This window comes from Moritella dasanensis ArB 0140, from assembly GCF_000276805.1.
GTDB classification, from domain to species: domain Bacteria; phylum Pseudomonadota; class Gammaproteobacteria; order Enterobacterales; family Moritellaceae; genus Moritella; species Moritella dasanensis.
In genome coordinates, this window is record NZ_AKXQ01000002.1 from 32,739 (window position 1) to 47,557 (window position 14,819).

Consider the following 14,819-nt stretch of genomic DNA (forward strand, 5'->3'; position numbering starts at 1 on the left):
TTACATTTAGGCCTTTCCTCACTGAACACAGACTTAGCGTCGAATAAAACGCAATCTATTCAGGGATTGAGAGACATTACTGCAGCGTTTGAACGATTTCACTAACTTAATAGTGCAGAAATGCGCTAAAATGCGCGACTATTATCTTATTCTTGAGTTTTTTATATAAATGACAACTGCAACAGCACCAACCAACTTCACTGAACTGGGTCTTATTTCACCTTTGTTAACTCGATTAACTGAGATGGAATATCAGCAACCTACACCAATTCAAGCACAAGCTATCCCAAGTGTATTAGCTGGACGTGACTTAATTGCAGGCGCTAATACTGGTTCAGGTAAGACAGCTGCTTTTGCACTGCCTATGCTGCAGAATTTATATACTGAAAATCAAACCAGCACAAAATCGAAAGGTAACTTTGTTTCCGGACTTATTTTGGTGCCTACTCGTGAACTTGCTATGCAGGTTGCTGACAGTATTAAATCGTATGCTGCACATTTAAATGGTGACATTAAAACGGTTGCGGTGTTTGGTGGTGTCTCTGTAAATACTCAAATGCTTGCATTACGTGGCGGCACAGATATTTTAGTTGCAACGCCGGGTCGATTACTTGATTTGATTTCAAGCAATGCGATTAAACTCGATATGGTTAAAACCTTAGTGTTAGATGAAGCCGACCGTATGTTAAGCCTAGGCTTTACAGAAGAGCTATCTGCATTAATGGCATTGATGCCAAAGCAAAAACAGATTTTATTGTTCTCAGCAACTTTCCCTGAACAAGTAAAAGCGTTAACTGAAGAACTGCTTAATGACCCACTTGAAATTCAATTGCAAAGTGCGGATGCGAGTACTTTAGTTCAACGCGTATTTAACGTTAACCAAGGTGAAAAGACGGCCTTGTTAGCGCATTTGATCAAGAAACATGAATGGCGACAAGTGCTTATTTTTGTTAATTCGAAACACAGCTGTAATCACTTAGCAGAAAAACTTGCTAAACGTGGTGTGACTTCACAAGTGTTCCATGGTGATAAAGGACAGAGCGCGCGTATTCGTACGCTTGAAGGATTTAAAGCTGGTCAGATCCACGTGTTAATCGCGACAGACATTGCTGCACGTGGTATCGATATCGATAAACTACCAGTAGTAATCAACTTCGATTTACCAAGAAGTCCATCAGATTACATGCATCGTATTGGCCGAAGTGGTCGTGCCGGTGAAGTTGGCCTAGCATTATCACTTATCGATCATGTCGATGCGCACCATTTCAGTATCATCGAAAAGAAAAATAAGATCAGACTTGAGCGTGAAGAAGAAGCTGGTTTTGAAGTCGATGAAACTGTTGAAGCATATGTACCAATGGCGCCACCTGAAGGTAGCGGTAAGAAGAAGCGAAATAAAGCGCCTGTTAATGCTGACATCTGGTTGAGAAACTCAGACTCGGAATAAAAGATAAATCCATAAATAGGAATAGGTGTCGCATAGTCGACACCTTTTTTGTATTTGTGCGGCGTTAATCTAACAGCCGTAATTAAACTATACTTTACCATAATATCAATTAGTTAGAGATTGTGATTTTGAAATCACTGTCACAAAGGATCTGATTTTAATGAAGACATCGATTTATACCGAAAAACGTTATAGACCATCGGGACTTGACGATGCTAAAAGAATTAGTGAACAAGTGAATTCAAGATTTACAAAATGGCTTGTTAGCCAGCGATATTTGGTCCATCAAAAAGATGTCGACCATTTATTAAGTCGAGAGTCAGACTTTTGTGATTCAGTTATTTTGGATGAAACGGAACGAGTTGGCGAGCAACAAAGGCTTCTTTTAGAATGCGAACAAGCCCGAGTTAAAGAAAAAAGACTTGATGCACAAACTCGGCAGGAACGATATAAAATGGTTTCAGAGGTTGTCATGAAGGCTGCTGAAGCCGTCCTATCCAATACGCTAAATGACACCGATGTTAACAAGCTTATCATTGGAACGCCGTATTTTGAATCGTTTGCTTCCTTTGCATATGGCCAAAGCCTTGATTTTACTAAACTGGGTAGTCTTTGCGCGCTAAGTAACTCTTTATCTAATAGTATTCTGGATTTGGTTAATAACGATAATTTTTGCAAGAAAAAAGGATATACAGTTAGAAATATTCGAGATGCTAAAACCGCAATTGGTTTTATTGGGATCGAAAGTTGTCGCATGATTTTTCCTGTTATCATGTCCAAACAGTTATTAAAATGGTCAGATAAAAATACCAAAATAATGGTGCCGAAAGTATGGCAAAGTGCTGTAACGACAGCCAATGTAACAAGAATGAGATTGGAAGATGTGGAGTATAAAGAGCCGGACATTGGTGTTTTACTTGGCATGATGAGGTCGATTGGACTGTTTATTATTTCTAACAACTTTACATCTAGTTTTGACGAAGCTTTAACGCTTGTCATGATGGATTATAAAGAAAAAAAGATGAGAGATGAGTATTTTTCTTGTGCGGATGTGACCCCTAAGCTTGAGTATATGCCTACAATCATTGAGAAATATGAAGCTATCGTCACCAAAAAAGTAATAGAAACATTCGCTTGGGATATGAATACCATTCATATTAAGAATGCACTGCTAGAAGATATTGAAGACGTGCCAATTTTGGAACGAAGCGTCTTGGGCGCAGCACTTGCGCAGGGTAAGGCTTTTACAGCCTTTGATATGATGGATAAATCCAATGTATTTGTGACTAAACATCTACCTTATTGGCTAGCACATCATCAAATAGAAATGAGTACTTTTAAAGATATAAGAAGTCGAAATCCAGGTAAGTTTGAGTTTTAATGAATAGCAAATTAATGCTCTGCAATAGCTCTGCATAGAATAGGGCGCTTCATTAAAAAATTTATAAATCCTCGTTAAAACCTTCATTAACGAGGATTTTGACACGTTTATTAATCAATCTAATATCAATGACTTCAATGAAGATTTGAACTTAGTTTTCTGATCTTCTGTTAGTACGTTGTAAATATTATTTTTTAGTCGCATCTCATCCATCAGAAGTTGTTTTTCCTTACCTTGAATCATATCGATTAGTGACTCTAATTTCGGTTCATCGAGTTTAGGCTGAGAAATTAAGCGCAGTTGTTCTTTTTTTAGTTGTATCACTTTTTCCATATCAATAACTGGACGTGACTCTTGATGCTTATCAATGAATGAAGATATTTCATTCTTTTGATCTTCCGTTAGCTCCAGAGAAGCAACTATTTGCTGTAATGGAGTTTGTACGACTTCTTGCGTGGTAGAAGCATTAGCCAGTGGCACAGCAACCAAAGCTGCTGAAACAACTACGATAGAAAACATCTTCTTTATAGATCTCATTGTTTTACCTCAATCAATTGTGTTTGATTATATGTAGCTAGCATGAACATAAGAGCACGATAGCTTGATCCGTTTACAAATAATCTGATTATTACCAACAATTATAGAAGCATTAATTAAAATCGTGTCAGAATTGTAGTGATATATGAAGTGGTATAGTAGATTTGGCCATAAACTAAGAGACTAAAACTATGGCGAATTACGACACGATATGTCATTTAAGAACTAACTCCTACCAAGTATAATTCCCAGCGTATGGCCGCCTAGAAGTATAAGAAATAGGATAGGGCGCTTGTATCATAATTTATCAATGTGATTAAAAATCAATAGTTTAAGTTGATTGTTAAAGTCGATGCAAGAGAGTTTTAGCGTTATTAACAACAAACTCAATAATGTCCATTTTTACCAGTCACCACGTGATATCTGAATCAGTAATCGACGCGCTAGTGAGCAAATTTAACGTATGATCATTTAAAATAACGACTCGAATAAATCCCTAATCAACATGATTCCGATGTGAATTTAATATGGCCGGACTTCAATATGACTTAAAATAATTCTGGTTTGAGAAAGTTATTCAGAATATCCATTCAGAGCAAAGTTGAGATTCGATGAGAACTATAACGGGTGCTGTGTAAGATATGCGTTGTAAGAATCGAGCCGTTACAGATCAAGAAAACTGTTCACAACATATGTTGAAATAATATGACAGTACATGAATTAGAAATAGCAAAAAACAGTTTAACAGATGGTCACTTATTTTACCGTCGCGGCGAGCAGTGAAATATCAATCGAGTTTAACGACATTAAAGAATCAATTGTATTTTTACATGAGGATCTTTTGTCGGCAGATTTGAGCGATGGCGATGAACAATACTTCAATGGTTATGCAAAAATATTCGCATGCTTAAAATAACTGGAATACTTAAAGTCAGATAAAAACATTAATAATCAAACAGCTAAATAGATAACGCGCTGTGTTAAATCTACAATAACTATACTGGCAAAACATTTCAGATTTCACGTAGCGCACGGTTTTTTGATATCAGAATGAAGTACCAGGAACAATATTTTGCTATCAATCCCAATAATCTCAAACCGGACATCTCTATCTGGGTTTATATAACACTGCGCATAATGTATATTATGGTAAATAGAGTTTATGGGAAGATGATATAGAGACCTATTCTATAGTCGATGTTCAAGTTCATGAATGTTTGATGGATTGAGATGTTGTCTATTTAACACTTATCTTATTTACCATAAAGTATATGATATGCATCTAAATGATTACATCATATTTTATCCAAAATATGATGTAATCAAATATCTTCACACATATAAACCAAGGCCCGAACTCGCGGTTCATTTATCATGACGATTATATCGGTTTTGAATCCGCATCTAACTTGGCTTTTATATAATCTGAATGTGTGATGTAAATAAGATCTGCGACTTGTCTAATTAATGCTTCTTCACTTGGATCAATAACGCCATCGGCATAAGCCACACACCACATTGACTCAATGAGTTCATACCTTTGTTTGTATTCAACATTACGTAACGTCGATGTAAATTCATAAACTGAAACTGAGTCGTCACTTTTCTTACTGGCGATGACTAACAACTCGTTCGCTTTTTCGTTGTCGATACCGAGTAATAATGAAAGTTGACGAACTTTAGCAATGGTTTCTTTGTCGTTAATGTCATTATCTATGCTAGCAACTTCACATAACAATGCTGCCATTGATAATTCAAATTCCTGTTTACCTACGATATTTGGTAACGATGCGTCATCAGATAATTGCTTAAATAAATTGTGTAATGCTTTAAACATACATGGTTCACTCTTATTAATAGAAGACATTATTCCTGTGCATTACGTTATGACAACAAGATGTTTAAAAAGTTTTGTTCTATTCCCTACTCTGGTCTACCACTTATTGATAATAAGCATTTGTATATCATTGTTTATACTTATTGGTGACAATGTGTTATTTATGCGACTAAGGAACTGTTTTCTATATCTAATTGTTCAATTAATTTCATTGTTTGATATTATCGAGTAATCATTGATGGTTTATTTTAGCTTATTCCATAAAGCATCAATCCAGTTAATCGATATCATGGATGATTTTATCTCAGTGAAAATGTTGCATCTAAAATTACAACCTAAACTCTTCATTTCGATGATTTATCCACTGCTGGCATTGATTATGATTAGCTTAATTTATGTTGGCTATTCTGATTATAAGTACATTAAACAAAGTACTTATCAACAAGCTGAAAACAACTTAGACATTGCTAACGAATACCTGAATCAACATTTGAATGCCGTAGATAATCAGCTATATCTACTTGGTGAAACATATAAGTATAACTATAACGTCACCGAATTTTTATTAAGTGCTCAATACTTACTTAATAATGAAACCAGGTACTTGGAGATTGGATTACTCACGTCTAAAAATGAGTATTACGCGACGAATTATGTTTATAACGGCGATGCTGACGATAACCGCTCACGTGTCTGGTTTAGTGACAACATGGATTATGATCAGCCATTTATATCAACACTTTATCAAAGTGAACAGACAAATAAATGGACGGTAGCAATTGTCCGTTTATTGAAGCTTAATAACGGCGAATCTGCACGCATTGTCCTAGAACTTGATATTCTTGGACTTTATGACAAACTATCATTACTTAAGACATTGATGCATGGCTATGTTTACGCTGTGGATACCAAAACGGGTGAAATAGTCATGCACCCTGACCCATCTCGTATTTCGACAAAATCTGTCAGTGTTACATCAGATGTACTTGATAGTATCGCCAGTAATACAATGTCTAAAAATACCATTAACTATACTTATCAAGGCCAAAATAAGTTCAGTATTTATGAATCCAAGAATCAGTTTGGCTGGGTATTACTCTCTAATTCCAACAATACGGATTTGACCTATAAAGCATTAAACATCGGCGTTGTATCCTTTGCCTTGTTCGCTATTTTAGTCGTGATATTAATGACGTTCTTCATATCTAATCGTATACACAGCAAGGGGCAAGTACTGTCGGGATCAACACGATTAGAAGATATCTATAGCTTGTTGCTACAAATGGCCAGTGAACTGATTAAATTCGATAAAATGTTTCTCTTTATACACAATCCTTACAACCAACAGTTCGAAGAACCTATCCACAACATTAGACTCAGTGAAAGTGATGTCTTCAGTGAGGTTGATGATAACAAAATCAACGCGTTGAAAATTGATAATCCCTTAATCCCTGACATATCATCGGTACAACGTTGTGTTCGTATTCCACTTTATAATAAAGGTCTGCTTGTCGGTGTTCTCTACCTGACAAATAGTAATTTAAACGCGTTGCATTTTATGAACATATTTCGTAACTACGCACAGAGTGCACTGATCAATATGCTGTTAACGCAGAAAATACGCAGTGAAGATTCAATGACCCATTTGATGAACAAAGCGTATCTACGTCAACAAATGGGCAATCAGATTAAATCTAAGACTGCTGATACCTACCTAGCAATGATTGATCTAGATGACTTTAAAATAATTAACGATACCTATGGCCATTTGTTTGGTGACCTCGTTATTATCAAAACTGCTGATATGCTTAAACATTACTTCAACCATCAAACGGTTACATCTCGATACGGTGGCGAAGAATTCGCAGTCCTTTTTCAGGCTAATGATGAGCAACAAGCATATAAAAAATTAGACGAATTTCGCTATGGTATTGAAACCATGATTGTCAGCTCTGAAGATAAACAATGTCAGTTAACAGTCAGCATTGGCTTTGCAAAACTACGTACAAGTATCGACATGACAATTTATGATGCAGACAAGGCATTGTATTTAGCTAAGAATAATAGTAAAAATAAGGTATACCAATCAATTGAAATTGTTAGTTGATAAAAGAAGGCCACGCAATGAGTTCATCATTTACTGATAACATCGATAAAACACAATCATTCACCAGTTTGTTACCTATTTTAGCTTTTATCAAACCCTATAAGTTAATGGTGTTTTATGCCCTACTCGCGCTGTTAGTGACAGCCGCTGTTAATTTGTCACTTGGCCAAGGCGTTAAGTTTGTTATTGATAATGGTTTTATTGCGGGGTCTGAAGCACAATTAAAAACAGCTATTTTTGCGCTCGTCATTCTAATCACGCTGCTTGCTATAGGTACCTTCAGTCGTTTCTATCTTATGTCTTGGCTTGGCGAACGTGTCAGTGCAGATATCAGAAAAGCTGTATTTAATCAGGTTATCAAACTACACCCAAGCTATTTTGAAGAAAATCGCAGTGGTGAAATTATGTCACGGTTAACGACAGATACCACACTGCTACAATCCATTATTGGTTCTTCTTTTTCAATGGCGTTGCGCAGTGCGCTGATGTTGATTGGTGGTTTGATCATGCTGCTAATAACCAACATCAATCTCACGCTTTGGGTTGTGGGTTTTGTCCCTTTCATTCTTATCCCTATCTTAATTTACGGTAAAAAGGTGCGGTTGTTAGCCGCCAACAGCCAAGATGCAATTGCCGACATTGGCACTTACGCCGGTGAAATAATACAGAATATCAAAGTAGTACAAAGTTATACTCACGAACAAACAGAGACAGCGGCCTTTGCCGGTGAAGTTGAAAAAGCATTTTCAGTTGCTAAGAATAGAATTAAACAACGTTCGTTATTGATCGCGATTGTCATCTTTCTTACTTTTGGTGCTATCAGTATTATGTTATGGGTTGGCGGCATGGATGTGCTGAGAGGTAACATGACTGGTGGTGAGCTAGGTGCATTCGTATTTTATGCCATCATGGTCGCTATGTCTGTTGCCACTATTTCGGAAGTGTATGGCGAATTACAACGTGCAGCCGGCTCTGCTACGCGTTTGTTAGAGTTGCTGGAAGTCACCAGTAAAATACAAAGCCCTGAACAACCTAAAGATATGATCAATAATCACAGTAATATTATCGAATTCAAAAACGTGGACTTTTACTATCCATCACGCCCAAACACCGCTGCGTTAAAAAGTCTTAATTTAGTCATACCAAAAGGTAAAGTGATTGCGTTGGTGGGTCCATCCGGCGCCGGCAAAACAACCTTGTTCGAGTTGCTGCAACGATTTTACGACCCACAAGAAGGTTCTGTGCTTTTCAATAACCAAAATATTAACGCGTTAGCACTGCACGAAGTGCGCCAGCGCATGGGTATGGTACCGCAACATCCGGTATTGTTCAGTTCAGACGTTTGGCACAATATCCGTTATGGTGATCCAACTGCCACTGACGACGCGGTAATAAAAGCAGCTAAACTTGCCCATGCCCATGAGTTTATTGAACAACTGCCCGAGGGTTATAACAGCTTTTTAGGTGAGCAAGGCGTGCGTTTATCTGGTGGTCAAAAACAACGTATTGCCCTCGCCCGTGCAATATTGAAAGATCCTGAAGTCTTGTTGTTAGATGAAGCAACCAGTGCCCTTGATGCAGAAAGTGAACATCATGTGCAAGCGGCGTTGGAAGAATTGATGCTGAATAGAACCACGCTTATTATTGCGCATCGATTATCTACGGTGATTAATGCCGATGTTATATTGCTAATGGACCAAGGCCAAGTGATTGCCCAGGGGACACATAACCAATTGCTTGAGTCATCGACATTGTATCGTCGCCTGTGTGAATTACAGTTTGAGAACGCACCTAAGGGTTAAATCACTGCTTAAGTTAGCGAGATCTTAATTTGTATAATGAATTAATTTAGTAACCTTGTGGTTTGTTAATCACTGTCTAGTATTAGGGTGTAAGCCGTAATACAGAGACCATAAATACCTGTATCCACTTATATAATTAGTAGGGTAAGTATGAGCAAATTAATCTTAATGATCACGTTCATCATGGCTTCAGTTACATTCAATGTGAGTGCAACTGAAGGACAAGGTTCCGGTGTATTGGGACCAGAAGTGAAATGCAAACTACAGAATGGCGATGTAATTAAAACCTATGCGCAAATATGTGTAGCGCGAAAAGGCAGTTAATTATCATAAATTACACCAGAACGATATAAAGCGTCAATTAGTACAAGGCTACACCTCTTGTAATAATTATTGCTCTTGTACTAATTATTGCGCTTGAAAGAATTAAAGGCTTTGTTTAGCCTCATTTTCAATTTTATTTTGTATTTGTACTTGCTCATAACCTGTCATATAAGTACCTGGTAGTGAAAGTACTGGTCCATGTTTACTGTTCGCTTTCTCTTGTAATTGAATCACTAGGTCAGCGTTATTGTTCACTGATTCAGGAATCGAGAATGAAAACATTTGGTCAAATACACATAATTCATCACACGTTCTAAATGTTGCGCGTTCTTGTTTAATCTTCACTGATTCCAATCCATTAATAGACACAAAACCGTATTCAAAACCAAAATCTGTATGCTTAACTAACAAGTTAACACGTGTATCTATCTGATGTTTTTCATTGCTACTTTCTCTGCCATACAGGTAAGCGTCAGCTTTAAACAGTGCCGTTGTTGTGCCTGCTTTTGCTGGCAATCTAATTGTAGGTCCCGTTAATCGCTTGCCTTCCCACGTCTGCTGAACCGAGACCATGTCTTTAAATTGTACAGAACTCGCATCTTGATAAGTATTCGAACAAGCCACGAGTGCAAGTGGTAATAGAAGTGGCGCTAGAAATTTTAGTTTCATCTTAATCATCTCTCGTTATAGGTCTGACAGTCTTAATCATGCGATTGTTTTAGATTACGGTACTGATTTCTTAAATATGTTCTATGAAATATAGTGCTATGAAATATTGGAATAAAGGCGATTGAATTAATATCCAATCACCTTTAATTTTAAGTCACTTTTAAGTTAACTTATTTAACCGACGTAATACGGCTAAAGCGTTTACCGTCTGGCGATACTGTTCGTAATTCAGCCGTCGTGACCGAAACTGGTTTTGTCCATGTCGTCCACGTTGAACCCGAGTCAGTACTGTATTGTACTTCTAAACCAGGGAATGCAACGTTTGTTAATAGCTTACCTGATTCAATCTTTCCACCCGGTACTGGCAGACGATATTGAACACCAGTAATGTCTATTTTAGCGAGTTCACGTTGACCAACGATGTTAGCAAATTGGCTCCAGGCTGCCTGTTGTTTATTAGCATCAACAAACGTGGTTTCGCCGCCTTTGAATTCACGATCTTTCACGTAATCCAGTTCCCATGACGCTTTATGCCACGAACGCTCTGCTAATGGCAAGATACGTGGGTAAACCATGTATTCAAATTGTGAGTCTGTACGTACTGACTCACTCCAAAGCTGACCTGAAATACCATTGTAACCACGGTTTTCAGTGTCACCTTTTATGTTGAAGTTATTACCGTCACGGTCTGTCGATGTTTCAGCGTTCTGCGGTAAATTATTCGGTGAGAATTTAAATACCTTTTTACTGTCAGTGTAACGTGTTGCCCAGTAGTAACCGCGTTCTTTTGAGTTTACTTCATACGGGAAATCGAAATACAGGTAATCTGGATGTGATTGTACTACTTCAAAACCTTTTTCAGTCATGTGGTTAGACATATTAGCCCCGCCCCAATATAAGGTTTCCCATACATTGGCGACAGTTGTTATAGGTAAATCTTTAGCATCAACGCCTTTCAGTCCATCTTGCCATAACTGGGTTTTTTCAATACCGGCAGCGGCAATAATATTAGCTACTTTTTTAACAAACATTGGACCCAAATCATGTGCTGTTTCTAAACTATCATCCGCAGCAACTTGCGCTACACACTGTGGTGATTTATCCCAAGGCATAGATTCTTTGGTTAAGTCTTTATCACCTTTCCAACCCGTTGTACCACCAGTTTGTTCGAAACCATTACCAAGGTGAATGTTCTTCGCTTCATCACCACCCATGTGCCATGTTTTCAATGGCTGGCCTGCTTCTTGGTGCATCGCTTGAACTTCTGAAATCACTTTGCCGATGAAATTATAAGTCGAATCCATACAAGGGTTTAAAATACCGTCATTGTAGAATTGGATCGTTGTATATACAGACTTGTCATCTGGATCAGCTAAGCGATATTCTTGTGCTTTTTGTAAATCTGAATCTTTATATTTGTTATAACGTGCTTCCATTGCCACGACACCGGCACGGGCATGGGCAGGCATATCAATTTCTGGGATAACTTCAATGTTACGTGCATCGGCATATTGAACCAGTTCAATGTAATCTGCTTTGGTTAAATAGCCTGTACCACGATTATCCGAACCAGGACCTGAACCCAACTGAGGTAATAAACAGGTATTCTCTTCTAAATCATGGCAACGTTTTCCGCCGATATCCGTTAATTCAGGTAGACCTGGAATTGCAATACGCCAGCCTTCATCGTCTGTCATGTGCAAGTGGAATTTATTCATTTTATACGCACTCATTTGATCGAGTAAACGTAACAGTGATTCTTTACTGTGGAAGTTACGCGCAATATCAACTTCCATACCTCGGTATTCAAAATTCGGCGCATCTTTTACACTGACTTGTGGGATGTTTTTGTTCAGGGCAAAGTCAGACGGGATTAATGACGCGATTGATTGTAGGGCATAAAGTGCACCGGCATTATCAAACGCTAACACTTCTGCGCTATTATCTGATACGTCAAGCGTGTAACCACCTGATTTAGCGAATTCATTTTCAAGTTGTTGCGGTGCAATAGTGATATTAACAGGATAACTACCTGCTACATTCACGCCAAAGTTTTCGAATCGTTGGGTAACTGCGTCCAGTGAACTTTGCTGCATTGCTGGTGCATGAATATTAATACCAGCGCTTAAATCAGCAAAACCTTGCACCTTATCATCTTGCCACACGGGTGTTGGAATGATTTTGTTCGCTACTGAAGCTGCTGATAATTGAGCAGTTGCAGCATTAGATTCAAAACGCGTATTCGCGTTCATGACTATGTTGTTATCACCGGCATGTCTTTTTAGGTTTTCACCTGTTATTGGTGCCATAATTTCTGACATATCTTCAGTGTCAGTGTTACTGATCACTTTTGGTTGTGCATTTTCTGCGGTGACATAATAGCGTGGCATTACATCTGTTTCGAATAATGACCAATATTCCGCGATGAAGTTAACATCGACTGTTGAGTTAGCAGCAAAGCCTTTAAATTCTGCAGTTGGTATAAGTTTGTGTAAATCGCCATTGATATGTTCGATGGCAAACTCTGGAGAGTTAACTTCTAGGATACGTCGAATACTGTGGAAATATATTTCCCAATCGCCTGATTCAATGGCTGAACCACTATTGGTTAATTGAATTGTTGCATCTTGGCAAGCCGCCCACTCTGCGCCTAACGTCTTACATGTCGCGGCATCATCACCTTCAAGCTTCTGATTTACGACATAAGTTACTTGAACTGATGTCGATATAGCATCGACAACACTTTGTGTTGTCGCGACTGGAGATGTAGTGCTACTACAACCTGCTAATGCAACACTTAACCCAAGTGCAATTGTTGTTTTTTTCATATTCGACCTTCCTTTGAATGAAATACTTAAACCTGATTAATGAGTTGTTAAATTAAAAACTTAATACGCACTGTAAAGTAACATTCGTGATTTACTATCCACAAAATCAACCTATGTGACAACTATCACTAATATAAGGTGTTTTATAGAAACTCACGTGATTAACATCAATATAAATTATGTCTCAAATGTTGAAGGTAATAAATTCAGATCTAAAACAAAGTGTGAAACACGTCATCACATTATCAGTTAACATTAAAACAACCTGTAAACTAATTTACAATAACAATTAATTTATTTCACATGACTGTTAAATACTTTAATAACGGCATCTTACATGTGTTCCGATGATATTCCGTAATACTGCAGAGTACAATTGTTATCATCACGTTAACTATAAATCCTTATTGCCCCTGTAAATTAATGCCGCGAATTAACCACTTAAAATAAGAGTAAATGAGATCTTTATCATTGTTTATGGGACATTATGGGTTTTATTGTGATTTTAGTCACGACTGAGAATAAGTTAATTTGTTTAGTAAATTAATGTGAGTAGACTTCGATTCATCAAGTAATTAAGTTCAATATGAATTAACAAAAAAACGCAAACAGCATTTACATCTACTAAAAGGATTTTAGAATGAACAAGTTAAGCTTATCGATGGTGGCCGCAGCGGTTTCAACTGCTTTATTATCAACCTCCGCAAATGCGTATGTTTTAGGAACTGAAAATACTGGCAACATCGAAGTGTATGGTGTTGTCGCAGTTTCTGCGTATGGCATTTCAGGTGATGACACAAGTGACACTGATACGTCATCTGCAAAAGACCCACATAACACCGGCATCTCGGACTACAAAATAGAAAATGAAACTCGTGTAGGTTTCCGCGGTAGCAAGCAAATGACCGATGGAATCAATGTTATATTCCAAGTTGAATCAGGTTATACAGATGTAGATGACTGGTCTGGTGGCGGTTTAGGTTTCCGCGATACGTTTGTTGGTGTTGAAGGTGATTACGGTAAGTTAACGGTTGGTCGTCAGTTAACACCTATGTATGAAGTCGTTGATTGGCCTTTCGCGAACCCAGGTCTAGGACGTGTATTTGATCCTGCTGCAACCGGTGATATTGCTTACATGTACGACCGTACTGAATCTATTCGTTATTTTGCCCCTGCGATGGGCAACTTGAACATCAATGTAGCAACTGGTCGTGCGGGAAGTGGCGAAGATGCGCATTGGTTCGGTGGTGCGGCAAAATATAAAGCGTTTGATGCAATTACATTACACGCCACGTTTGAGTATGGAAATAATCGAGAAGCTAAAGCTGGTAAAGACGCTGTTGCAGCCGGACATAAAATAAATGAAAATGGTGTGATAGTACCAGTCGCTGCTGTAGATGCTGTAGATGCTATTGTTACTGACACATTCACTTATCTAGTTGGTTTTGAAGCTCCGATTGCGAGTACCGGTATTAGTATTTCTGCTGCGTATAAATATGGGCAAGCAGAAAACATCGTGACGAAAAGCGTTGATTCTCAAGGTTCATACTCTGTGATTGCGCAATATTGGAATGGCCCACTGGGTATAAAATTAGGGTACGCTGCGACTGAAGATGTTGATTCAGAAGATAATTCGAATACAGAAAAGGGTTCGTCTGTAACCTCTCTACAAGTGATGGGTGTAGTTAATGATTTTGTACCTTATGTACGTGTGGGGATGACCGACCAAGGTGGTTGGGCTCAAGATCCAACTGATGACCAAGAAGTATTCGCTCGTGTCGGTCTTGAATACGGCTTCTAACAATTCAGTCCTTATATAGCAAACAAATATAGACAAAAAGCCAGCTGCGGATGTAACAATTTGCAGCTGGCTTTTTAAGCTTACGC

At 38.0% G+C, this 14,819-nt stretch carries 11 protein-coding genes; 7 read left to right on the forward strand and 4 right to left on the reverse strand.

From position 1 onward, the window contains the following. The first annotated feature begins 169 nt into the window (after positions 1 to 169). Entirely contained in the window at positions 170 to 1,447 is a 1,278-nt protein-coding gene (locus A923_RS0101865) for a DEAD/DEAH box helicase (RefSeq protein ID WP_017219941.1), read from the forward strand. 160 nt (positions 1,448 to 1,607) lie between these two features. After that, complete coding sequence (locus tag A923_RS0101870; protein WP_017219942.1) at positions 1,608 to 2,828, forward strand: HDOD domain-containing protein; 1,221 nt, start codon at positions 1,608 to 1,610, stop codon at positions 2,826 to 2,828. Between the two features lie 114 nt (positions 2,829 to 2,942). Here A923_RS0101870 and A923_RS0101875 read toward each other — a convergent pair whose 3' ends face one another. Next, a complete protein-coding gene (locus A923_RS0101875; protein WP_017219943.1) occupies positions 2,943 to 3,365 on the reverse strand; it encodes a Spy/CpxP family protein refolding chaperone in 423 nt (140 codons plus the stop codon). Positions 3,366 to 4,113: 748 nt separating this feature from the next. Here A923_RS0101875 and A923_RS22465 point away from each other — a divergent pair. After that, a complete protein-coding gene (locus tag A923_RS22465; RefSeq protein WP_017219944.1) occupies positions 4,114 to 4,281 on the forward strand; it encodes a hypothetical protein in 168 nt (55 codons plus the stop codon). A 465-nt stretch (positions 4,282 to 4,746) separates the two neighbouring features. Here A923_RS22465 and A923_RS0101885 read toward each other — a convergent pair whose 3' ends face one another. Continuing rightward, a complete protein-coding gene (locus A923_RS0101885; protein WP_017219945.1) occupies positions 4,747 to 5,202 on the reverse strand; it encodes a tellurite resistance TerB family protein in 456 nt (151 codons plus the stop codon). A 238-nt stretch (positions 5,203 to 5,440) separates the two neighbouring features. Between A923_RS0101885 and A923_RS0101890 the strand changes: the two genes are divergently transcribed. The 3 genes from A923_RS0101890 (at position 5,441) to A923_RS23050 (ending at position 9,435) form a co-directional block, all read left to right on the forward strand. Further along, complete coding sequence (locus A923_RS0101890; protein ID WP_017219946.1) at positions 5,441 to 7,309, forward strand: sensor domain-containing diguanylate cyclase; 1,869 nt, start codon at positions 5,441 to 5,443, stop codon at positions 7,307 to 7,309. 17 nt (positions 7,310 to 7,326) lie between these two features. Then, positions 7,327 to 9,111, forward strand: a complete 1,785-nt coding sequence (locus A923_RS0101895) for an ABC transporter transmembrane domain-containing protein (RefSeq protein WP_017219947.1) — start codon at positions 7,327 to 7,329, stop codon at positions 9,109 to 9,111. A gap of 150 nt (positions 9,112 to 9,261) precedes the next feature. Further along, complete coding sequence (locus tag A923_RS23050; protein WP_017219948.1) at positions 9,262 to 9,435, forward strand: hypothetical protein; 174 nt, start codon at positions 9,262 to 9,264, stop codon at positions 9,433 to 9,435. Positions 9,436 to 9,537: 102 nt separating this feature from the next. Here the strand turns inward: A923_RS23050 and A923_RS0101905 are convergent, their stop codons facing one another. Both A923_RS0101905 and A923_RS0101910 read right to left on the reverse strand, forming a co-directional pair. After that, complete coding sequence (locus A923_RS0101905; protein ID WP_017219949.1) at positions 9,538 to 10,104, reverse strand: hypothetical protein; 567 nt, start codon at positions 10,102 to 10,104, stop codon at positions 9,538 to 9,540. A 170-nt stretch (positions 10,105 to 10,274) separates the two neighbouring features. Further along, complete coding sequence (locus A923_RS0101910) at positions 10,275 to 12,932, reverse strand: beta-N-acetylhexosaminidase (RefSeq protein WP_017219950.1); 2,658 nt, start codon at positions 12,930 to 12,932, stop codon at positions 10,275 to 10,277. A 640-nt stretch (positions 12,933 to 13,572) separates the two neighbouring features. Between A923_RS0101910 and A923_RS0101915 the strand changes: the two genes are divergently transcribed. Further along, complete coding sequence (locus A923_RS0101915; RefSeq protein WP_017219951.1) at positions 13,573 to 14,733, forward strand: porin; 1,161 nt, start codon at positions 13,573 to 13,575, stop codon at positions 14,731 to 14,733. Positions 14,734 to 14,819 lie beyond the last annotated feature (86 nt).